19 protein-coding genes are annotated in these 22,455 nt (G+C 46.1%); 12 read left to right on the top strand and 7 right to left on the bottom strand.

What is annotated here, in order from left to right; translation table 11 throughout:
* Positions 1 to 77 precede the first annotated feature (77 nt).
* A complete protein-coding gene (locus tag IE070_RS09080; RefSeq protein ID WP_189482681.1) occupies positions 78 to 425 on the top strand; it encodes a MaoP family protein in 348 nt (115 codons plus the stop codon).
* Between the two features lie 68 nt (positions 426 to 493).
* On the opposite strand, the gene IE070_RS09075 is transcribed toward IE070_RS09080, so the two are convergent.
* On the bottom strand, positions 494 to 2,566 hold the full coding sequence (locus tag IE070_RS09075) for a putative bifunctional diguanylate cyclase/phosphodiesterase (protein ID WP_189483032.1): 2,073 nt from the start codon (positions 2,564 to 2,566) through the stop codon (positions 494 to 496).
* A 200-nt stretch (positions 2,567 to 2,766) separates the two neighbouring features.
* Positions 2,767 to 5,562: an insulinase family protein gene (locus tag IE070_RS09070; RefSeq protein WP_189482679.1), complete on the bottom strand. Its 2,796-nt coding sequence runs from the start codon at positions 5,560 to 5,562 to the stop codon at positions 2,767 to 2,769.
* 217 nt (positions 5,563 to 5,779) lie between these two features.
* On the opposite strand from IE070_RS09070, the gene sixA reads away from it, so the two are divergent.
* Entirely contained in the window at positions 5,780 to 6,253 is a 474-nt protein-coding gene (sixA, locus tag IE070_RS09065) for a phosphohistidine phosphatase SixA (protein WP_229797004.1), read from the top strand.
* Positions 6,254 to 6,319: 66 nt separating this feature from the next.
* On the opposite strand, the gene smrB is transcribed toward sixA, so the two are convergent.
* Complete coding sequence (gene smrB, locus IE070_RS09060; protein WP_189482676.1) at positions 6,320 to 6,919, bottom strand: endonuclease SmrB; 600 nt, start codon at positions 6,917 to 6,919, stop codon at positions 6,320 to 6,322.
* A gap of 47 nt (positions 6,920 to 6,966) precedes the next feature.
* On the opposite strand from smrB, the gene prmB reads away from it, so the two are divergent.
* Genes prmB through IE070_RS09045 form a run of 3 tightly spaced genes read left to right on the top strand, consistent with a single transcriptional unit; the run spans position 6,967 to position 10,255 of the window.
* Positions 6,967 to 7,926 (top strand): 50S ribosomal protein L3 N(5)-glutamine methyltransferase, encoded by a 960-nt coding sequence (gene prmB, locus IE070_RS09055; protein ID WP_189482674.1) that lies wholly within the window; start codon positions 6,967 to 6,969, stop codon positions 7,924 to 7,926.
* Positions 7,927 to 7,968: 42 nt separating this feature from the next.
* Positions 7,969 to 9,084 carry a chorismate synthase gene (gene aroC / locus IE070_RS09050; protein WP_189482672.1) on the top strand — a complete coding sequence of 372 codons (1,116 nt, stop codon included), beginning with the start codon at positions 7,969 to 7,971 and terminating at the stop codon, positions 9,082 to 9,084.
* A 10-nt stretch (positions 9,085 to 9,094) separates the two neighbouring features.
* Positions 9,095 to 10,255 (top strand): MFS transporter, encoded by a 1,161-nt coding sequence (locus tag IE070_RS09045; protein ID WP_189482670.1) that lies wholly within the window; start codon positions 9,095 to 9,097, stop codon positions 10,253 to 10,255.
* Between the two features lie 176 nt (positions 10,256 to 10,431).
* Here the strand turns inward: IE070_RS09045 and IE070_RS09040 are convergent, their stop codons facing one another.
* Positions 10,432 to 11,868: a coniferyl aldehyde dehydrogenase gene (locus tag IE070_RS09040; protein ID WP_189482668.1), complete on the bottom strand. Its 1,437-nt coding sequence runs from the start codon at positions 11,866 to 11,868 to the stop codon at positions 10,432 to 10,434.
* Between the two features lie 240 nt (positions 11,869 to 12,108).
* Between IE070_RS09040 and IE070_RS09035 the strand changes: the two genes are divergently transcribed.
* The 4 genes from IE070_RS09035 (at position 12,109) to IE070_RS09020 (ending at position 16,185) form a co-directional block, all read left to right on the top strand.
* Positions 12,109 to 13,248, top strand: coding sequence for an ATP-NAD kinase family protein (locus IE070_RS09035; RefSeq protein WP_189482665.1), 1,140 nt, complete (start codon positions 12,109 to 12,111; stop codon positions 13,246 to 13,248).
* Complete coding sequence (locus tag IE070_RS09030; RefSeq protein ID WP_189482663.1) at positions 13,241 to 13,543, top strand: YfcL family protein; 303 nt, start codon at positions 13,241 to 13,243, stop codon at positions 13,541 to 13,543. The genes IE070_RS09035 and IE070_RS09030 overlap by 8 nt, the downstream gene beginning before the upstream one ends.
* A gap of 69 nt (positions 13,544 to 13,612) precedes the next feature.
* The gene (bamJ, locus tag IE070_RS09025; protein ID WP_189482661.1) at positions 13,613 to 14,227 is read left to right on the top strand and encodes a BamJ family beta-barrel-assembly machinery protein; all 615 of its coding nucleotides are present in this window, start codon (positions 13,613 to 13,615) and stop codon (positions 14,225 to 14,227) included.
* 263 nt (positions 14,228 to 14,490) lie between these two features.
* The gene (locus IE070_RS09020) at positions 14,491 to 16,185 is read left to right on the top strand and encodes a methyl-accepting chemotaxis protein (RefSeq protein ID WP_189482659.1); all 1,695 of its coding nucleotides are present in this window, start codon (positions 14,491 to 14,493) and stop codon (positions 16,183 to 16,185) included.
* A gap of 158 nt (positions 16,186 to 16,343) precedes the next feature.
* On the opposite strand, the gene dsbB is transcribed toward IE070_RS09020, so the two are convergent.
* Positions 16,344 to 16,877, bottom strand: coding sequence for a disulfide bond formation protein DsbB (dsbB, locus tag IE070_RS09015; RefSeq protein ID WP_189482657.1), 534 nt, complete (start codon positions 16,875 to 16,877; stop codon positions 16,344 to 16,346).
* Positions 16,878 to 17,057: 180 nt separating this feature from the next.
* On the opposite strand from dsbB, the gene fadR reads away from it, so the two are divergent.
* Entirely contained in the window at positions 17,058 to 17,774 is a 717-nt protein-coding gene (gene fadR, locus IE070_RS09010) for a fatty acid metabolism transcriptional regulator FadR (RefSeq protein WP_189482655.1), read from the top strand.
* 170 nt (positions 17,775 to 17,944) lie between these two features.
* A complete protein-coding gene (locus tag IE070_RS09005; RefSeq protein ID WP_189482653.1) occupies positions 17,945 to 20,188 on the top strand; it encodes an aminotransferase class V-fold PLP-dependent enzyme in 2,244 nt (747 codons plus the stop codon).
* Between the two features lie 151 nt (positions 20,189 to 20,339).
* Here the strand turns inward: IE070_RS09005 and IE070_RS09000 are convergent, their stop codons facing one another.
* Both IE070_RS09000 and IE070_RS08995 read right to left on the bottom strand, forming a co-directional pair.
* Positions 20,340 to 21,020, bottom strand: a complete 681-nt coding sequence (locus IE070_RS09000; protein ID WP_189482651.1) for a ChrR family anti-sigma-E factor — start codon at positions 21,018 to 21,020, stop codon at positions 20,340 to 20,342.
* Complete coding sequence (locus IE070_RS08995) at positions 21,004 to 21,594, bottom strand: sigma-70 family RNA polymerase sigma factor (protein ID WP_189483030.1); 591 nt, start codon at positions 21,592 to 21,594, stop codon at positions 21,004 to 21,006. Before IE070_RS08995 ends, IE070_RS09000 begins: the two co-directional genes overlap by 17 nt.
* 251 nt (positions 21,595 to 21,845) lie before the next feature.
* On the opposite strand from IE070_RS08995, the gene IE070_RS08990 reads away from it, so the two are divergent.
* Positions 21,846 to 22,451, top strand: coding sequence for an FMN-dependent NADH-azoreductase (locus IE070_RS08990; RefSeq protein WP_189482649.1), 606 nt, complete (start codon positions 21,846 to 21,848; stop codon positions 22,449 to 22,451).
* Positions 22,452 to 22,455: the final 4 nt, after the last annotated feature.

Here is a 22,455-nt window from a genome sequence, read left to right as displayed (position 1 = left end):
CAGTAATTTTGTTAACCATACTCCGCACAGTTTAAACTGGCTGGCTTGATATTCAACGACATGAGAGGAAAAAAGTGATGCAGCAAAGTTTTGTCGCTAATCGTCGCTTTTTCGATGACCGGAATTTCCCACGTGGCTTTACCCGGTCCGGGCGCTTTACTCTAGCAGAAGGTAATTTGTTAGAGAAACATGGTTTAGCAATGCAACAATTGGAGCAAGGTTCACGTGAGCCGATTAACGAAGAAGAACAACAGTTCTTACGCGTATGTCGTGGTGAATCTGAGGCCACTTCGGTGTTTGAAAAAACCTGGCTTAAATACAAGCAGCGCGTGGCTGAAAAGCGGAAATTTCACACGGTATTTGGCAAAAAACGTATTGCCGATGGTTCAGACGATTTTTCTTATGTCGAAACCGACACCGAATAAAAAGCCCTAACGGGCTTTTTTTATGGCTTAAACAAAGCAAATAATCGCTGTTGTTAACGTTAGGTGTGTTAAGAAACATACAGCTGAGGTTGCCGCTGCTTTTTTTGTGCCATTAAAAAGGCCGCAAAGTCGTCGGCAGAAAGCGGTTTACTGTAATAATACCCTTGAATAATTTCGCAGCGTAATTTGCGTAGCTGCTCCAATTGTTCAAGCGTTTCAACGCCCTCAGCAACAACGCTTAAACTTAAGTTGTGCGCTATCGTGACAATCGTATCCACCATATTACGACCGCGAGCACTGCTCATATCATCAATAAACGCCTTATCGATTTTCAGGGTATTGAGCGGGAACTGTTTTAAATAGGCTAAAGAGGAATAGCCAGTGCCAAAATCGTCCATAGCTAAATGAATGCCGCGTGCACGAAGTTTTTTCATGGTGTCAATCGCCAGCGTGGGCGATTGCATTACCGTACCCTCGGTGATCTCAAGTTCTAAATGATACGATGCCAAGTTGGTTTGCTGTAAAATGTCATCAATTTGATCACACAGAAAGGGCAGCATAAATTGTTTGGCTGAAAGATTCACTGCCACCCGACCATTAAATAAGCCTTGATCAAGCCAGCGTTTTACATCCAAGCAGGCTTTACGTAATACAACCGTGCCGATATCAACAATTTGTCCCGTTTCCTCGGCGACGGGGATAAAACTCCCCGGGCTTATTACCCCACCTTTTGGTGTAATAAAGCGCACTAACGCTTCCATGCCAACCACTTTACCGCTAAGCATATCCATTTTGGGTTGATAATAAACGGTAAAATAATCTTCTTTTAAGCCATGGCGGATCAAGTTTTCAATTTGTAAGCGTTTTACCGCCTGTTTATTCATGGTGTCGTTGAAAAACAGATAACGATTAGCACCGGCACTTTTGGCATGGTACATCGCGGTGTCGGCATTACGAAGCAGGGCTTGTGGATCTTTACCATCTTCAGGAAACAACACGATACCAATACTGCTGGTCACCACCAGTTCATGTTGATCAACGGCGAAAGGCTTATTGATTTGATCAATTAAGGTTTTCGCTAAACTGGTAATAGCATGGATGTCGTTCGTGTTATCTAACAAAATAGCAAACTCATCGCCCCCTAATCGATACAGTTTTTGACGGAACAATTTATTGTGATGCAGACGCTCTGCCAGTTTGCATAGCAGGGTATCGCCTAATTCATGCCCCAGAGAATCATTAATCTTTTTAAAATTATCTAAATCAAACACCAGCAGCGCATGTTCGGTGCTGTTACTCACTAAGCTGGCCAATTTAGTCATAAATACAGCACGGTTTGGCAGGCCAGTCAGGGTATCACTGTTTGCCAAACGGCTTAATTCCGCTTCACGTTTTTTCCGATCGGAGATATCAGAAAACACCGCGACATATTGCGTGATACTACCTTGTTCATCTTTGATTACATCAAATGTAAGTTCGGCTTGATAATATTCGCCATTGGTTTTTAGCTCACGGATCTCGCCACTCCAACGGCTATTTTTTACCAGTGTTTTCTCAATATCTTGCATAAAGCGCGGGGGATACAGTGTTAATTGAAAACGTGTCTGTAATACTTCTTCACGGTGTTTACCGGTAATAACGCTATAGGCGGGGTTAACTTCAATTATGGTAAATTTAGTATCACAAATGATTACTGCATCAGAAATATTTTCTAGGCAGCGCGCAAAGAGCTGCATACGCGCTTCGGCTTCTTTTAATTGACTGATGTTTTTTAAGGTACCGGTCATGCGACCAGCTTTGCCATCTGAATTATACGCGACCACTTTGCCGCGATCTAATACCCAAATGTAGCTGTCATCTGAGGTTTTTAACCGATAACTGGCTTCAAAAAATGGGCTATTAGCGGCTAAATGTTGCGAAAGTGCATGGCTAACGCGATCTAAGTCTTGAGGATGAATAACGCTTTTATTTGGCGGGAAATCCTGGGTATGGCTTGGCGTGGCAATAGGATCTAGCCAGGCACTTGAGCGATAAAGCTCGCCGGTTTCAAGATTCCAGTCCCATAATTCATCGCCGCTGCCCCAAATGGATAAGCGTAAACGCTCTTCACTTTTGGCAAGTGCTTTATGGTATTTTCGCATGCGTTGCAGGCTAAATTGTGCCAGCAATAAACCCACAACCGATAACGCCAACAAAGCGTGAAAAAGGTAAGGTTGTAGGGTGTCCCATTGTAGGGCTGCACGCACGGGCCATGTACAAAAAGCCAATAAAATCAGGCTACAAAGAATAAATTTTTTAAAGTGCACGTTATTATTTTTTTTATACTACTCATTGAGCTACGTTAACCAGATTTCGACACACTGTCAAAAGCATTTTGCACCTTTAATGTCGACAGTAATTGATGTTTATTCATTGCTTTAACATAACTATGCGATGGTGCCGCATCGGTGGCTAAAAAAAGCACATCATAGTCGGCTGCGAGCAATTTTTCTAAAAAGAGGATAAACGTCTGTTGCGACAGCTCATGCAACGCCTGTTGGATCCGTTCAGTTAAACTAAATTCATAATCACCTTGACCCAAGGCGAGCCATAACCGTTTGGCTCTGGCACTTAGGCTGGTGTCGCGTTCTGCTAATTGCGTTAACAGCCCTTGTTTAAAGACTGCAAATTCAGCAGGCTCCAGTTGATGGACTTGTTGTAAAAATCCGTTAAAAAACGCGACAGTAGCCTCGTACAACATCGCAGCGGGAGAGTGGGGCGATTGCACATAAAACGCCAATCCTGGCAAGGTATTAATGGGCACATAGCCTGTACCAACCAAATAGCCCAGTTGTTGCTCGGTGCGTAGTTGATGAAAGTAACGCGGAGACATCACGTGGTTTGCCAACATAAAGCACGCCATTTGTTCTGGCGTTTTTTCGAGTGCCGCCAAATAAATAACTAATGCATGATCACTTTGCCCCTCGGGTAGGCTCGTTAACCAAACAGGGCCTAAATTAGCAATACTACGTTGGCTCATCGCCAGAGCTTTACCCGTGCTGGCTTGTTGCTGTTGCCAGTGATGCAATTGGTTTTGTAACGCCTGTGCTGCTGAGCGTGGCCAGTTACCGACTAACAGTGCTTCAACATGCTGTTGTTGCAATAGGGGCTGTAAAAAGTGCTGAAAATCGGCAAAGTTTAAAGCCTGTAAAGTCGTTTGCAATACAGTGAGTTCGGGATTCAGCGGCTGCAGTAATGCTGACAACTGACTAAACAATCGAGCAACGGGTTTGTTCTTGCTACTATTTTCCCAGTGTCGGCAAAGTTGTTGTTTTAATTCATGAAAGCGTTGCTCGTTAAAGTGCGGATCGGGTAGTTGCTGTAAAATGTCAGCTAATAATTGTAATTGGTTAGCGGTGAGTCCCGATGTTTGAATACTGATCCCTTGCCGATGCACATGAATAAAGTAATTAAGGCCAGCGGTGGTTGCGGCATAGAGTTTTTCATTAAAACGATCTAGTACTAGCTCAACCCACAGCCGACTTGCGGCTAATTGCTGGAGTGTTTGGCTACTATTTGGTAAAGCAAGCTGTAAAAAAATATGGCCTTTGGGTGTATGAAAATCGGTATCCGCTTTATACCAAAGGGACAATCCCTCATCGACGTAAAGTTGTTCGGCCCGTGCCATATGTGTGGCAACGGGAATTAAGGACAGCTCTGTTTGCAAGTATGGATTGGGTTGCGGTAACTGTAAGGCCGGTTTCAGCGGTTGTGAGTTTAACTGCTGCAGCCAGCTTGCGGGTAAAGACTCGACACTGTAAGGCGTGTGATACCAGCGCGCCTCTTTTGTGGTAACCACATCATCAGCCACCAGCATAAGACGCATATTATCACTGTGAAAATACGCTAACAGTTGCTGGTACAAGTGCGGTGGCGGCAATTCCATTCGATAATCACCATACACAATATCGTTTACCGGATAATGCTGCATGTTAAGGGATAAATCGCCAGCAGTTTGCAATGCAGTGGTGGGTTCGAAAAATTGAAATGACCAATTTAGCAGGCGTTGGCGCTCTAAAAAAAGTGCCGTAGGAAAGGGCGTTTGTGCCAATAAATGCAGTTTGCTAAATAAGGCTGCAACAATATCGCGATAGTGGGCACGGCCAGCGGCAGTTAATTCAAACGCAATGGTAAAATCTTTATAATTACTGCCATCAATACCGCCCCCTGCGCTGAGTTGATTGACTAACTCACGCCCCTTTAAATAAGCCAACAGTGAATGTTCGCCCTCGTCTCCGAGCAAATGTGCTAAAAAACTGACTAATTTATAAGGATACCAAGGTTGAATATCTGGCAGGGCAAAGCTTACCACTAACCGGCTACTGCTTTTATGCGGTTGTATATTAAGTTGTATCGCCTGCTGCTCGGCCAAATATAATGGGGTGGTCAAAGGGCGCTTTGCAGGCAAGTGTGCAGGCAATTGAGCAAAGTGGTGTGTGGCAAGCGCGATCAGCTCCGCTAAGGGCTGATTACTTACCAAGCACAGGGTCATCCGCGCAGCACTGTATTGTTCTTGATAAAACCGGCTTACTGCCGCTTGTAAGGTTTCATGCGGTAAGTCGGCCAATGTGTGGGCGTTACCCACAGAAAATTTGGCAAAAGGATGCGCTGGATTGATGGTTTCTTTATGGACTTGGTAAATGCGGCGGCTGTCATCTTTGAGTTTCATCGAAAACTCTGCTTCTATAGATTGCCGTTCCTTTTCAACATACTGCTCGGTAAATAAAGGTGCACTAAACATATCCGCAAAGCGTGCTAGCCCTTCGCTAAACGAGGGATGTTCAACATCAAAATAAAAATGACTATGCTCGCTACCGGTCCATGCGTTATGGCTACCACCATGCTCACTAATAAATTGTTGAAAGCCGCCCGCGTCAGGATAATGTGCCGATCCCAAAAATAACATATGTTCTAAAAAGTGTGACAATCCCTCGCGTTCCGCAGGATCGTCAAAATGTCCGACATTAATCGTTAACGCTGCGGCACTTTTTTCGCTATCCGCTTGGTGAACTACCAGCACAGCTAAACCGTTAGTCAGTAATTGATAATGATACTGCTTGGGATCGTTGGGACTTTTGATGAGCTCAGCGTTTTGCAAGGGGTATCCTTATTTGTGCAGTGCGTGATGAACCACGTTTCATAGCGATAAGTAATAACCAGTAGTAATCTTATGCTTTAATAGCAGTTACACTAACCTTAGACTTTCTTTATCATAGCGCACAATTTTCACCTGTCGCATGCTTATTTGTTAAACCGTCGACAGAACAGGACAAACACAGCAGTATGGTAACACTTTCATGGTAAATGTGGTCATCATGCGTCACGGCGAAGCGCAAGCGCTTGCTGCAGACGATCGTGTGCGCACCTTGACGTCTCAAGGTTGCAGCGATGTGCAACAGATGGCACAGTGGCTGGCGAACACGTACGCGGCTTTCGATTATGTCTGGGTGAGCCCTTATGTGCGCACGCGTGAAACGGCGGAACTGATGCTCAGCTCGCAGCCCAGAAGTACTCAACAGCATGTAATGTCTGAATTAGTACCTGAGGGATCCGCTATACAGGTGCAACAACAGGTGGACAGCTTGCTCGCGGAACAGCCACACGCTCGCGTGTTGCTCATTTCGCACATGCCGTTAGTCAGCTTTTTGGTTGAAGCATTTACGCAGCCTGGGCAAATGCCCATTTTTAGCCCTGCCGCACTTTATTGTATTGATTATGAGCCCAGCCGTGGCGGTAAATTACTGGAACGCAATTCGCCCCTTGAGCTGAGTGTATTGGCGCTTAAATAATGGATGCTAAAATTTTGCAACTTTGTGAACGATAACCGGATGAAACGGCATTAATGTGCGTTACGTTTAACGTTCTGGAAGATCACGAAATTGTTGCTCAGTGCTTTGATTAATTTTTAGTAATAATAACAATGCGCCATGTTTGCCCCAACTACGGGGGGCGGTATGAAAAGCGCGGACGTTAGGATGCTGAATAAGCCAATTTGGTACCTTTTTCGCTAAAATACCTAAGCCCTTGCCGTGCACCACGCAAGCGCAGTTAAATTGCTGTTGTTCACAATACTGTAATAGCCCCGCAAGTTCAGTTTTCGCTTGTTGCGCTGTCATGCCATGTAAATCCAATACCACTTGTGGCGCTAATTCACCGCGACGCAAGCGTCCCGCTAGATGGGGATCATCGCCGTTTTGTACATAGGATAATGTGCCTTGCGTCTCGGCAAAAATTTCAAACTCGTCGGAAAAAAAGAACAGCTTTTCAGCAGTCAGGCTGTTACTGGGCAGGGTGGGGCGTTTTTGCTTGCTGCGTGTGGCAACAGGCGCTATCTTGTCTTGCTTAAGCGGTCGGGTGCCAGCAACATAGTCTCGAAATAGCAAAAACTCATCTTGGTCCGCGTTATTGCGGGGGCCTGAGTCTGCGGTAACCGCAGGGGGATTTTTTTTCTGCATGCGCGAACGTTAACAACTTTTATCTGAATTTTGGAGTGCAGCATACCATGTCTGAGCAGCCGCTATCATCTTTTGATCCCGAACACCTGCAACATACGTTGCATGATCTGATTACTGTTCACGATTGGTTACGTTGGGCCGTAAGTCGTTTTCATCAAGCAGGCGTCTATTTTGGTCATGGCACCGATAATGCGTGGGATGAAGCTGCTGTGTTATTAGCTCATGTGATGTACTTACCCCCGTTTACCGATGATAAGTTATTACCTGTGAAGCTAGATCGACCTGAGCGTGCTGCCTTTGTCGCTTTACTGCAACAACGCATCGAACAGCGGATCCCAGCAGCTTACCTGACCCATCAAGCCTATTTTTGTAATTTACCGTTCTATGTTGATGAACGGGTATTAATTCCACGTTCACCCATTGGCGAGCTGATTCAAGATAAATTTGCGTCGGTGTTACCTGAGACAAACTCGCCACAATTCATTTTAGATTTGTGCACAGGTTCTGGCTGCATTGCGATTGCGTGTGCCTATGCGTTTCCTGATGCCCAAGTTGATGCTGTTGATATAAGCGAAGATGCACTCACTGTAGCGGATATGAATATTAGCGAGCACCAACTGCACGAGCGGGTATTTCCGGTGTTATCTGATGGGTTTGCGGCGCTTAATGGCCAGCAATACGATTTAATTGTGACTAATCCACCTTATGTTGATGCAGAAGACATGGCCGACTTACCGGATGAATATCGTCATGAACCCGAACTCGGGTTAGCGTCAGGTCACGATGGCTTAGCCCTAACACGACACATCTTGTCAAACGCGGCAGCCCATCTAACCGAGCACGGTATTTTAGTTTGTGAAGTTGGCAATAGTATGGTTGAATTGCAGTATAGATATCCAGACGTCCCATTTCGTTGGCTTGAATTTAAAGCGGGTGGCTTAGGCGTGTTTGCTATCAGTAAACAGGATCTCTTGGCACATCAACAGGCGTTTGCGCAAGCCGAGTAAAACGTTATCGACGTGAGTAAGTTAAGATAGGTAGGAATAGCGATGGCAGGTAATAGTATTGGGCAAATCTTTAAGGTCACCACCTTTGGCGAAAGTCATGGTCCGGCCATTGGTGGCGTGATTGATGGTTGCCCACCAGGGATGACATTGACGGTTGACGATTTGCAATTAGATTTGGATCGTCGTAAGCCAGGGACCTCGCGCTATACCACCGCGCGCCGTGAAGAAGATTGCGTAAAGATTTTGTCAGGTGTTTTTAATGACACGACTACGGGAGCTAGTATTGGTTTACTGATAGAAAATACGGATCAACGTTCACAAGATTATTCCACTATTCAAGCGCAATTTCGGCCCGGTCATGCGGATTATACGTACTGGCATAAATTTGGTTTGCGTGATTACCGAGGTGGTGGCCGCTCATCGGCGCGGGAAACCGCGATCAGAGTCGCTGCAGGCGCCATCGCCAAAAAGTATTTAAAGCTGCATTGCGGTATCGAAATTCGGGGTTATCTAGCGCAGTTAGGGCCCATTAAAGCCGAGCAATTGCAATGGGAAAGCGTAGAGACGAACCCGTTTTTCTTCCCAGATCCAAGCAAAATAGCCGAGTTAGATGAGTATATGCGTCAGCTGAAAAAAGCGGGCGATTCTGTTGGCGCACGCGTCAACGTTATCGCCACTGGCATGCCAGTTGGGCTGGGGGAACCGGTGTTTGATCGGTTAGATGCCGATATTGCCCATGCGATGATGAGTATCAATGCCGTTAAAGCGGTTGAAATTGGTGATGGGTTCGCGGTGGTAGAACAATTGGGTTCTGTCGGTCGAGATGAACTTACACCAGAGGGATTTAGCGCAAACCACGCTGGCGGCACTTTGGGCGGTATTTCCAGTGGCCAAGACCTACTGGTGAGTATGGCCCTTAAACCGACATCAAGCATTAGCGTTCCCGGTAAAAGTATTAACACCTCCGGTGAAGTAGTTGATATTGTGACGAAAGGCCGGCATGATCCTTGTGTGGGGATCCGCGCGGTTCCAGTAGCGGAAGCAATGTTAGCCATCGTGTTACTGGATCATCTGCTACGGCATCGGGCGCAAAATGCGCATGTTCAGGTTGCAACACCCGATATCGCTGCTGTTGCTCGCCAATTAGCACCTAAATAACGAGTTATCCTTGCTAACTTTATCTATCAAGCCAGCACTTTCGCTGGCTTATTTTGCTTATTTTGGTGTGTTAGGCATTTTTGTGCCTTATTTTGGGCTGTTCTTAGATGGTCGGGGCTATGACTCGGCGCAAATTGGCTTATTACTGGCCTTAGTGACCGCTACCCGTATTGTGGGTCCTGCCTTGTGGGGTACGTTAGCCGATCGCACCGCTAACCCCTTACGAATTATGCGAATTGGGGCTTTGGTGGCGATTTTAGCCTGGTTTTCCAGTTTCATTGATGCCGGGTATTGGCCATTACTCTTAGGCTTTGCCCTGTTTAGCTTTTTTTGGACCGCGATTTTACCGCAATTAGAAGTGTGTACCTTTCATGCATTAAATGATGATGCAGGGGCTTACAGTAAAATCCGTACCTTTGGCAGTGTGGGCTATATTATTTTAGTGATGCTGGGTGGCGCGCTTTATCAGCATTGGGGCAGCGAGTTTATGCCTGCCACGGCCACCCTGTTTTTAGTACTGCTCTTTATTAGCCTGTTAAATTTACCGGCTGTGCCAACACTGACTTCAACAACGCAGCGCAAGATGTCGTTTCGCGAGCTATTTTCCAGCAAAGTCCTATGGCTGTTTATGGGTGCGGCGTTGTTATTACAAATGAGTTTTGCCCCCTATTATGGCTTTTTTACACTGTACAGTCGTGATCTTGGCTATTCGGGCACGGTAACCGGCTTGTTTATCGGCGTGGCGGTACTGGCTGAGATTGTGGCATTTTACTATGCAGGGCGTATTTTAGGGCGTTATCGATTTCGGACACTATTGGCTTGGTGTTATGGCTTAACCGCGCTTCGCTGGTTAATTGTGGCGTTTTATGCCCATATTCCGCTGGTGCTGGGGCTCAGTATGCTATTGCATGCTGGAAGTTTTGCTATTGCGCACAGTTGTGCCATGCAGTTTATTCAGCAGTTTTTTCCAAAAGCACAGCGCGGGCGTGGTCAGGCGTTTTATGCTGGCATTATTTATGGGGGCGGCGGCGCTATTGGCGCCTATGTATCAGGTATCAGTTGGCAAAATGGTAGTGGTGCTAGCCAGACGTATGTGTTAGCTGCGCTCGCCGCCGGTTTCGCCATGGTGTTAGCCTTAAGCTTACCGCGGCAGATGCCGCGTGCTGCTTAAATTAGCTATTTATCTGTGCGACGCTATATTGCTTCGCAACTTCGCAACTTCGCAACTTCGCAACTTAGTAGCTTCACAACTTCGCAATTTAGCCAGTCAGCGGCGTAAGCAAGGCATTGCTGAACCAGTAAGCCGCTTTATCCGTTAGCGACTCAATCAATCCTAGAGATTACCCATTAACGGCTTAACCAATTGAGTAAAGCACGGAATAACGGGCGATCAAAGGGTGGATAAATAAAGCGGCTGCTACTGAAGCGACCTTTTTTGTGCACAGCTTTGATATGAGAGAAGCGTTTAAATCCCTCAGGGCCATGGTAGTTGCCCAAACCTGAGGGGCCAATGCCACCGAAAGGTAAATCGTCTTGGGCAACATGCAGTAAGGTATCATTAATACAAACACCGCCTGCTTGCACCTGTGTTAATACGCGCTCAATCAGCGGCTGATTATCGCTTATCACATAAATTGCTAACGGTTTGGGGCGTTGCCGGATGTAATCGATAGCGTCTGCGATATCATCATATGGAATAATCGGTAACAGCGGGCCAAAAATTTCTTCCTTCAGTATAGGGCTGTCATCTGGCGCGTTTAAAATCAAGGTTAGCGGTATAATGCGCTTTGCTTCGTTGACGTCTTCTGAACCCTTTACGTTGTCAGTATTGTTCATCCCTGTTGTCGCGGTATAACACGGGATCACCTCGGCACCGGCTGCTTGGGCTTGCCTCAACAGCGCCTGCAAGCGTTGATATTGGCGTGTATTAATAATGGCACTGTAATCCGGTGTATCTGGAAAGTTTGGATAAAAACGCGCAAAGTCGGCTTTTAATTGTGAGACAAGCGCATCTTGTAATGCTCGGGGAACTAACACGTAATCGGGGGCAACGCAGGTTTGGCCGGCATTGGCCGTTTTACCAAACAATAGGCGCTCTGTCATGGTGGCAATATTGGCATCTGGCGCAATTAATACGGGGCTTTTGCCCCCTAACTCTAATGTCACTGGAGTTAAATTTTTTGCCGCGGCTTGCATCACTTTATAGCCTACTGCAGTGGAGCCCGTGAATAAAAGATGATCAAATGGCAGTGCTGCAAACTCAGCGGCAACCTGTGCATCGCCTTCGATAATGCTGACACAATCGCCAAGCGCCTGCTGGCATAACGTGCGTAAAACCTGATTGGTCGCAGGTGTAAACTCAGACAATTTCAGCATCACCTGATTACCCGCGGCAAGGGCAGCCATTAGCGGGCTTAATGCCAAAAAGATTGGATAATTCCATGGCACGATAATACCAACTACTCCCAATGGCTGGGCCATAACGTAGTTACTGGCCGGTGCAAACGTATAATGAACGTGCCGTTTCTCTGGGCGCATCCAGCGTTTTAAATGGGCTAATTGATAATGCAGTCCTTGCAAGGTCGGTGCGATTTCTAACAAGCGCGTTTCGGCAATACTACGTTGGCCAAAATCGGCCGAGACTGCTTCGCATAACGCTGTGGTGTGCTGCTTTAAGGCGAGCGCTAATGTTTGTAGCCGTTGCTGGCGACTGGCTATGCTGGGATAAGGCTCGCGAAAAAATGCGTGTTGTTGTTGGTTAAATTGCTCGGTCAGAGGCAGCATAGTATGCCCTTATAAGGGTAAAAATGAGCCTTAATGTAGAGCAGTGTGTTAGCGGTTGCAACAGGGCAATGCAGCAAATTAATGACATGACTTGCTTTTAGTAGGCATTGTCTCGAAACGGTCTTTGGCTCAAATGCGAAGGGTGCTACTGGGCAAGCTGCTGCTGAGCAGGTACACTATACACAACGAAAACAGTACACTTAGCCAGTTTTGGTTAAGCAGTTTGGGCAGTAAATGCAAATGATAAAACCGTTTCGGTTAGGCCTTATTATTAATCCACTGGCGGGTTTGGGCGGCAGTGTTGGCTTAAAAGGCAGCGATGATCTTGCAGAGCAAGCGTTATCATTGGGTGCGGTGCCGATGGCAGAGCAGCGTGCCCGCGTGTGTTTAAGTCAATTATTGCCATTGCGCGAGCGCGTTCATATTGTCACGGTAGCAGGCGAAATGGGCGCAGCCTTGTGTCATGAACTCGGTTTTAATGTCGAGGTATGCTATGTGCCACCTGCCGCTCCTACCACTGCCAACGATACCGAGCAGGCGGCTGCGCTGCTGGCAGAGCAGGGGATAGATCTATTGTTATTTGCCGGTGGTGATGGTACAGCGCGCAATATTTGTCATATTGTCGGCGATCGCACCACGGTGCTGGGGATCCCCGCGGGCTGTAAAATCCATTCGGGTGTTTATGCCATATCGCCGTTGGCCGCTGGAAAATTGCTGGCAAAACTGGTTGCAGGTGAGCTCGTCAGTCAACAAGAGGCTGCGGTAATGGATATTGACGAGATCGCCTTTCGTCAAGGTGTCGTCAAAGCGCGCCGTTATGGTGAAATGCGTATTCCGGCCGAGTTGCGGTATGTGCAAAGCGTAAAAATGGCCGGTAAAGAATCTGAAGAGCTCGTATTAGATGACTTAGCGGCCTACGTGGTTGGCCAAATGCAAGAGAATGTGCGCTATGTGATGGGATCTGGATCAACCGTGGCTGCGGTGATGGCTGAATTAGGGCTAGAGAATACCCTGTTAGGGGTAGATGTGATTGAAAATGGTCAATTGCTGGCAAAAGATGTCACGGCCAGCCAGTTACTTGACTTGGTAGCAGCCTATCCAAGCAAATTATTAATTACGCTAATTGGTGGCCAAGGCCATGTATTTGGTCGCGGTAATCAACAGCTTTCTCCCGCCGTTATTCGCGCCATCGGCCGAGACAATATTATATTGTTGGCCACTAAAACGAAATTACAGCAATTGGGTGGACGGCCATTATTGGCGGATACCGGTGATATGGCGTTGGATCGCGAATTACAGGGGCTGCTGAGTGTACTGACCGGTTACAACGATTATGTGATGTATCGCCTAGGCTATGAGGATGACAAAAACGATGAATGAGCTTGTTCAAACCACGCATTTTATTCAGCATGCAGCTGACTATTTTGATCAATTAGTGCCTGTTGCTACAGATGATGAACTTTTTGCTGCCGGTTATTTACGTGGTCACGTTGACTTAGTTGTCGGTACCTTACAAGTGAGTGAGCAACCTTTTGATGTTGAGCAGATTACCGGTAATGTTGCTGCAAGTTTACAACAGGCCATTATGCAAGGTGAGCTGAATGCTGCTGATGAACAGCAAGTTAGAGCTGTTTGGCAACAACTACTGCACCTATACGAGACTTCTGCGCCTTGATAGCGTAAAATATGCTTCCTTTTTAATTCTGGTCTTACTAACAAGATCAGCCAATCATAAGTGAACGTTATGTCAAAATTTACCACTTTAGAACAGCACGCGAGTTACGGAATTGGTCTACAAATGGGCCAGCAACTGGCTGACAGACCCTTTGATGGATTAGATATTACTGCGGTCGCTGCAGGGTTAGCCGCGGCTTACCAGGAGCAAGAACCTGAAGTAACTGATGAGCAAATTCGTGCTGCTTTTATGGTGATCAGTGAGCGCATGCAAGCTGCTGAATCTGAAAAATCTGCTGCTTTAGCCGAAGCGGGTGAGTTATTTTTAACTGAAAATGCCAAGCGTGCTGAAGTGACAGTAACGGCATCTGGTTTACAATACGAAGTGTTAGTGGCCGCTGAAGGCACCAAACCAACCGTATCGGATACCGTTCGCACCCATTACCATGGTACGCTGATCGATGGTACTGTGTTTGATAGTTCATACCAACGCGGTGAACCGGCCGAGTTCCCTGTATCAGGCGTGATCGCGGGTTGGACCGAAGCGTTACAATTAATGGCGGTTGGCAGCAAGCTGCGCTTATATGTACCGCATAATTTAGCGTATGGTGAACGTGGTGCTGGCAATGCCATTGCGCCGTTTAGTACGTTAGTGTTTGATGTTGAGTTACTCGCCATCGTTTAAGCGCTGTTTAGCAAGAACAGCATACGCTGTTCTTGCTGGTGTTTCTTAGCGCCTGTTATAGCAGATACAACGTACCAAATAACAGCTATGTCTTTCGGCCACTTTTGCGCCTTTGCTATTTATCGCACCCTTGCCGTTTTGGGCAACCTGTCGTTTGACTGAAACGCATTCAAGTAAATTTATGCATTGTTTTCAAGCGATTTTTCAAACATTCATTATAATCAACGGTGATGCAATAATAATCCGCTAACTGAGAACGTTCTATGGCAAATTTAACTATCCAAACTCGCATATTGCTGCTGGCATTATTACCCAGCACATTACTCGCTATTTTTCTGGTCAGTTTTAGTTTGTACCAAACTAAACAACTAGGTCAGCAAAGCGTTGCTGGTTTTGAAGATATGTTTCAGCAAAACCAACAAGCCGTCATTAAAAACTATCTGCAATTAGGCAGAAGTGCCATTGCCCATTTATATAACGCGCCCGATGCGGCAAGTAATCCCGAGATAAAAAATCAGGCCTTGGAAATCCTTCGTCAATTACGCTTCGACGATAGCGGCAGTATGGGGTACTTCTTTGTTTACGATAAACAAGGCGTTAACGTCGTGCATGCGGCCAATCCTGCTCTGCAAGGACGCAATTTAATGGATTTAAAAGATCCCAACGGCGTTGAAGTGATCCGCGGTTTATGGGATGCCGCAACCAGCGGTAAAGGGTATTTGTACTATCATTGGAATAATGCTGAAACGGGTACTACCGATCCCAAGTTAGGGTATGCCGAAGAACTCACAAAATGGAATTTAATGTTAGGCACCGGTTTTTGGATTGATGGTTTGGACAAGCAAGTGGCGGTGATGCAAGCGCGTGCCGATGAATCGCAAACCACCAGTTTGTGGAGTTCGGTGAGTGCTGCGGTTATCGCGTTGATTGCCATCATGTTGTTAGCGTTAGTTGTTGTACGCAGTATTATTACGCCATTAAAATCGGCCGTTAGTGCCATGACAGATATTGCCCAAGGCGGCGGGGATTTGCGCCATCGTCTGGCGGTAAATGGTGATGATGAACTCTCCCAATTAGCTCAAGCGTTTAACCGTTTTGCGAGTCAAGTGCGTGATTTAGTCGCGCAAGTTGCAGGTTCAACCTCAACCTTAAATGTGAGTGCCACTGAGCTTAATAAGATTATGCGTAAAGCTGAGCTAGGGGTACAGCGGCAGCAATCAGAAAGTGATCAAGTCGCCACGGCGATGAATGAAATGGCCGCGTCAGCAACGGAAGTCGCAGACAGCGCGATGCGTGCGTCAGGTGCCGCTGCCGATGCTGAGGATCTGGTTGGTAATTCTAAGCAAACCTTATTAAAAACCGTACGTGTGATTGATGGTTTAGCCGAGCAGGTGACTCACGGTGTCTCGGTTATTGCTGACTTAAGCAAAGAATCAGACAGTATTGGTGGCGTATTGGATGTGATCCGCAGTATTGCGGAACAAACCAACTTGTTGGCATTAAATGCTGCCATTGAAGCCGCTCGTGCGGGTGAGGCAGGCCGAGGATTTGCCGTAGTTGCCGATGAAGTGCGTACATTAGCTAGCCGTACGCAAAAGAGTACCCAAGAAATTCAGCAAATGATTCAGCGCTTGCAAGCCGGTATTAAAGGTGCGATTGAGCTTATTAGTAATCTTAAACAAAGTAGCCAGAGCAGTGTTGACGAAATTCGCCAAGTAGAAGTCGCGTTAAATCAGATCAGTACTGCAGTAAATACCATTAACAATATGAATGCGCAAATTGCTACTGCTGCCGAAGAGCAAACCCATGTGTCTGGGGCGATTAACGAGAACGTGCATCAAATTGTGGTGGTAACAGAAGAGACTGCAGTAGGTACACGCAGTGCCACTGAAACCAGTGAACGTTTAACGGCCTTGGCTGCGGAATTAGACAAACTGATAAGTGATTATAAGGTTTAATAGCAGATACCTTTGCCTTGTCAGCGTGTTGCTTGAGTTTAATTGCCTAATGTATGGCTGAGAGTAATAAAAAAGCTAGCGTATGTTCGCTAGCTTTTTCGTTTTACTGACGGCAATTGTGCGGCGTAAGGTTTTTCAGTTTTATTACAGCGACAGGCTCAAAGATAAGGGTTTTTGTTAGGTTTAGTTAATTGGCTAATAAACACTAGCAAATGAATAAGCCCATATACCGCTAAAATAAAACGGCTCCATTCTGCCATACTTAGTCCTACAAACTGCCAATCAACGCCTCCACAGGTTCCGGTAACCGCGAAAAGCGCAGGAAACCAGCTATCTAAGGCCAACCAGGTCGGAAAATTAGCAAAAAGCGCACAGGTGGTAAAACCGCCACTGGCTAATACCTGTTCAATGTTAACCAGTTCATGTGCCTGCAGCACGCCATAAACGGCAGCGGCACCGCCTAAACATACACCAAGATAACGTAAAAATGCTTGCTTGGGTGCAATAGTCACTAACAAGGCGGCTAGCATAATACCAAAAAAGGCTACTCTGACATAAATACATTTAATGCAAGGTTGATAGTTGAGTTGATATTGAAAATAGAGCCCTGCGAGCAGCAACAGTAAGGCGCTGAGCGCTAAAACTAACCAGGGCCAACGTTGCACAGAAACAGTCTTTAAGGCTCGAAACATAGCAATGTCCGCAGGTAAGAATTAAACAAAGGCAGCTAATCTAAGGTATTTCAACCAAATACACAACCTACGTCTATTTCAGTGAATAGCGAATTTCATTCGATTACTTGTTAACTGCTTGGTCTCTGGTACAATCAGTGGATTATTTTTTGCTGACCTTATTGAGACGGATCACTCCGCATGACCAACCTGATTAAAGCGCAAAGCCCAGCAGGCTTTGCAGAAGAATATATTGTCGATTCCATTTGGAACGGGAAGTTTGCACCAGGTTCAATTTTACCTGCGGAACGTGAACTGTCGGAGTTAATTGGTGTTACTCGAACCACGTTACGTGAAGTTTTGCAGCGTTTAGCACGAGATGGCTGGTTAACGATTCAGCATGGCAAGCCCACGAAAGTGAATAACTTTTGGGAAACGTCCGGTTTAAACATCTTAGAAACTTTGGCGCGTTTAGATGAAGAGCGTATGCCAGATTTAGTGGATGAGCTGTTATCCGCGCGCACCAATATTAGTGCAATTTACATCCGTGGTGCGATTAAAACGCATCAGCAACAAGTGATTGATGCCCTAACGGATGCAGAAACGTTGGCTGATACTGCTGAAGCTTTTGCCGAGTTTGATTATAACTTAAACCATGAAATGGCCTTACATTCTTCTAATCGCATTTATGTGCTGATTTTGAATGGTTTTCGAGGCTTATATAACAAAATTGCCCGTTTTTACTTCTCGCATCCTTCTGCACGCGAGTTAGCTAGACGCTATTACGAGCAGCTTAAGTTATTAGCGCAAGCAGGTAAACACGATGAAGTGGTTATGGCTGTGCGTAAATACGGTATCGAGAGTGGTAAAGTATGGTTAGAGTTGCGTCCACAAATCCCACGCGATTTGATTGAATAGGCCTGATGCCAACTTATCTGCTGTAGGCTTACCTATTAGCTTTACTAAATAAACAACCGCCTTCCTTAAAAGAGGCGGTTTTTTATTATTTAACTACTGGGCGATATAAACTAACTGATATAAGATATAGCAATAAGTTATAAGTGTTAGACCATATAAGGAACCCGCCCATGTCTGCGCCAATCGTTAACTGCCGCACGCTTACTGAGGTCTACTTAGACAATAACGCTACTACGCCAGTATTATTTGGTGCAGCGCAGGCCGTTTTACATGCGATGCAGCAAGACTTTGGTAATCCGAGTAGTAGCCATAGTACAGGTATTAAAGCGAAAGCAGCATTAGAGCAAACGCGTAGCCTTGCCCGTCAGGTGTTAGGTGCCGACAGCGGTGATATTATTTTTACCTCAGGCGCCACTGAAGGTATCCAAACTTCCGTCATTTCAGCCTTAGAGGCTATTCGAGCCCGAGGCTTGGGCGGGCCAAATACGCTATTGTTATATGGCGCGACTGAACATAAAGCCGTACCTGAAAGCCTTAAACACTGGAATAGCTTATTACAGGTAAATGCCACCTTAAAAGCCATTCCGGTACTTAGTACGGGACAACTCGATCTTACTGCGCTGGCCGCATTATTACCGCACGCGGCATTGGTGTGTACCATGGCGGCAAACAATGAAACGGGTGTGCAGCAAGATTTGCATGCATTAGAGCAGGTTATTCGCCAAGGCAAACCCGACATTTATTGGTTAGTGGATTGCGTACAGGCGCTGGGCAAAATGTCATTACACTTGGCGGCTACAACTATTGATTATGCACCGTTTAGTGGGCATAAACTTTACGGCCCCAAAGGGATAGGGTTTTTATACGTTCGCGCTGGCGCCCCTTATCGGCCATTAATTACCGGCGGTGGACAAGAGGGCGGATTGCGATCGGGGACTGAGAATTTACCTGGTATTGCGGCGCTCAACACGATTTTTACGGAATTACTCAAAGAAGAGCCTCGTCTTTTTTGCTCCAACGCGGTGCTGTGGCGTTATCGAACGGACTTGCTAAGTGCGCTTCGTGAGGTCTTTCCTGCACTGGTGCTAAACAGTGATGCGCCTTATGTCATTCCAACGACCATAAATTTTTCTGTACCGGGTTTTTTTGCCAAAGATATTTTAGATTTGTTTGATGCTGCGGGGATCCGGGTAAGCTCTGGCTCAGCCTGTAGCTCTAAAGTCACCGGTAGTTATGTATTAGAGGCGATGGGTTTAGAGCGCTGGCGCAGTGAAAGTGCCATACGTTTGTCTTTTGGTCCGGCGATGACGGACGCAGAGTGTCAGCAAGCTTGCGAGCGGATCCGTGCGTTGGCGCAGGTAGTGCAAAAACATCATTTGGTACTCACCGATGCGGATCCGTTAAACGTGCCAGATGCTGATGGCTTATACCAATTTAAATATGATGCCTGTTGCACCTATTTGCTTATGTGTGCACAACGTCGCGAGGCGATTATTATTGATCCGGTTATGCCATTAGCGGAACGCTTAGCGAACATTATTCAGGGGCAAGGCTGGTCGCTGTTAGCCGTGCTCGATACACATTTACATGAAGAGACCAATGCGGCCAGTGAAGTATTGCGTGCCTTATTAGGGGTATCGCAGCCCTATGATAATGTGGGGTGGACGCAAGCGAGCAATGACTTAACGTTAGGGGCGTACCAGCTTACTCGTATCGCTACACCTGGGCACAGTGCGGTGGCTTACAGTTATTTATTACGGCATCATATGCAATTAAAAGCGGCATTTGTTGGCGATATCGTCTTACCTGGTGGCATAGGGCGAACGGATATGCCCGGTGGTAATGCGGCAAAATTACAACAGAGTCTTCAAGTTTTAGTTTCACAGCTCTATCCTGATACATTGCTGCTTTCGAGTCATGATTATGCGCAGCGTTTTGTGACGACGTTTGACCAAGCCATAAAAGAAACGCCGCTGTTAGAAACGATTTTGGCCGGATCAGCAGAGCCACAATGGCTACACGCTTTAAATGCACAAGCTTTGGTGTTGCAGCAAGCCAGTTCACACTTTTGTGGCTTGGTTGAAGTGACCGCCCATGATGCAATTGCGTTAGTCTCATCGACAGAACTACCTACTTTATTGGCGGGAACCGCATTGACGATTGTTGATGTTCGTGAGCCTTATGAGCAAAGTGCTGGCGCGTTAATGCATTATCTGCCAGTACCCGCCACTATAATTCAGGTGCCGTTATCGCGATTATGTGATGCGGTGTTACATCAAAGATTACAGCCAGAACAGGCGTTATTATTAGTCTGTCGAACGGGCAATAGAAGTTTACTGGCCGCAAGAGTATTACGGCGTTTAGGCTTTAACCAGCTTTGGAATTTGCAGGGCGGTGTAGCATTACTTCGTTAAAAAGCGGTAAAAATTAAACGCTTCAACAATAACTAAACTGCAGTAATCATCGTCGGGGTACTAACAAGCTGCGAAAAATGCTGCTCAAAAAAAACGCCGGAAAAACCGGCGTTAACGCGCTGTCATTACATCATAAAAAATGGTTAATATCTTAGTAGAAGAACTGCTGCAATGGATTTAATAAACGTACTAGACCTTTATTGAATTTCAGTGGCGCGCTCAGCACAGATAAACACAAACAATCTTCATCAACCCGAGTATGTGGAGTGTGGGTATCGTCTGGCGAATTTATTAACAAATCACCTGCGCCGTATTCGCCATTCTCATCACAAATGCGACCACTCAACACTAAAGTCAATTCCATACCCAAATGGGTGTGATTTGGGATCTCTGTGCCTTTATCAATGTACAATAAAGACACATGTAATTTTTCACCCGCGGGTAGCTTTGCAGTTGCAATACCACCGAGCTGTAGCCATTTACCGTGCTGTTCAGCCATTCGGCTTAAGGCACGTGGGATTTTAAATTCACGATTGTTAAATGTTACAGTAACACTTTCAGCATCAGTTTTTCGTGCAGCTTTAAGCTCTGGCGCTTGCGACGTGATAAAACTGAGCATATCTGCAAACTCGGCTGCATTGTTAGATACCGCAGGCGTGAGTTCAGCAAGCTGAGCGCCTTTATCGTTATGCAGATCTTGACACAACTGCTGGCAGTGCGGGCAAAGATCAATATGCGTCGCTACGGCTATGGCAACGTCTGCAGCAAGGGTACCTTCTACATACTGTTCCATCAGCATCATTCCAGGATGAAATTTAACTGCGTGTGTCATCTAATGCCTCTCTCAGCCGATCCAGAGCCAATCTGATCCGCGATTTAACGGTACCAAGCGGAATATCTAATTCATCAGATACTTCTTGATGGGATTTTTCTTCTATATAAACTTTTTGCATCACTAAACGTTGTGCGGGTGGCAAGGCATCAAAATGTGGAGCCAGCTTTTCACTCATCAGCATGGTTTCCCACTTATCACTGGCTGATTCTTCCTGCTCAGGATAATCACCATCTGCCCATAAGTCATCTGCACTTACATCATCTTTACGGCTCTGCTTTTTACGTAGCATATCAAAGCGGACATTACGTGCAATAGTAAATATCCACGTTGAGGCACAGCCACGGCTTGCGTCAAACAAACTCGCCTTTTTCCACACATTTAGCATGGTGTCTTGCACCATTTCTAGCGCTTGTTGCTCGTTACCAAACATTTTCATGCCAAAGGCTTTTAAGCGTGGCGCAAAATAACTAAATAACTCGGCATACGCTGCTTTATCTGCATTAACAGCAACGTAGGTGAGGGCGTCTTCCCATTGGCCACTACGAATGTGTGGCTCAGCACTAATTGTCATACGGTCTGGCATCCTCGGTGTTGCCTGCGAGGTAGCATGATGCCCTGTTAGCGCGGTAGATTCCAACATATTCGTTCTTTCCCGGCGTTAAAGTTCTATTATCGACTGACAATTAATACGTAGCCGATTGCGTGCTGGTTTATCTTTTTTTTAATTAATTAAATCGAACGTTTAAAGCAATATTTTGCGATTTTTTTCCTAAAAATTACATGTATAGTGTTCAGTATTAACATTGCCCCAGGAGGCCATTTATGAAAAATGTACTAGTGATCAAAAGCTCAATTAGCGGTGAAAATGGTAAATCAAATCAATTGATTGGCCATTTATTAGCGCAAGCACCGGCTGCAGTTAACGTTACGGAAATAGATTTGAATGCTGCGCCGCTGCCCCATTTAGCCATGACGGAAATTGGTAGTTGGATGACACCTGAGGCTGAGCGTACTGCTGAGCAACAAGCATTAGCGGCGTTGTCTGACGCGTTAATTGCCAAAGTTCAAGCGGCAGACGCCATCGTAATTGGTGTCCCTATGTATAACTTTGCGTTACCCAGCCAATTGAAAGCGTTGTTAGATCGCTTAGCCCGTGCTGGTGTTACCTTTAAATACACTGAGCAAGGTCCTGTTGGCTTGTTACAAGACAAACCTGTGGTGTTTGCATTAACCCGTGGTGGTGTATATGCCAATGGCCCAGCGGATAGCCAAGTGCCATTTTTGAAAACCTTTTTTAATTTTGTAGGTTTAACGCAATTGCATTACGTTTATGCCGAAGGGTTAAATATGGGCCCTGAATCTGCAGAGGCTGCACTGGCTAGCGCGCAGAGCGATTTAACGACGCTTGCTCAAACATTGTTTAAATAAAGGT

The organism is Alishewanella tabrizica (assembly GCF_014652375.1).
Lineage (GTDB): Bacteria > Pseudomonadota > Gammaproteobacteria > Enterobacterales > Alteromonadaceae > Alishewanella > Alishewanella tabrizica.
This window is presented reverse-complemented; position numbering and strand designations above follow the sequence as displayed.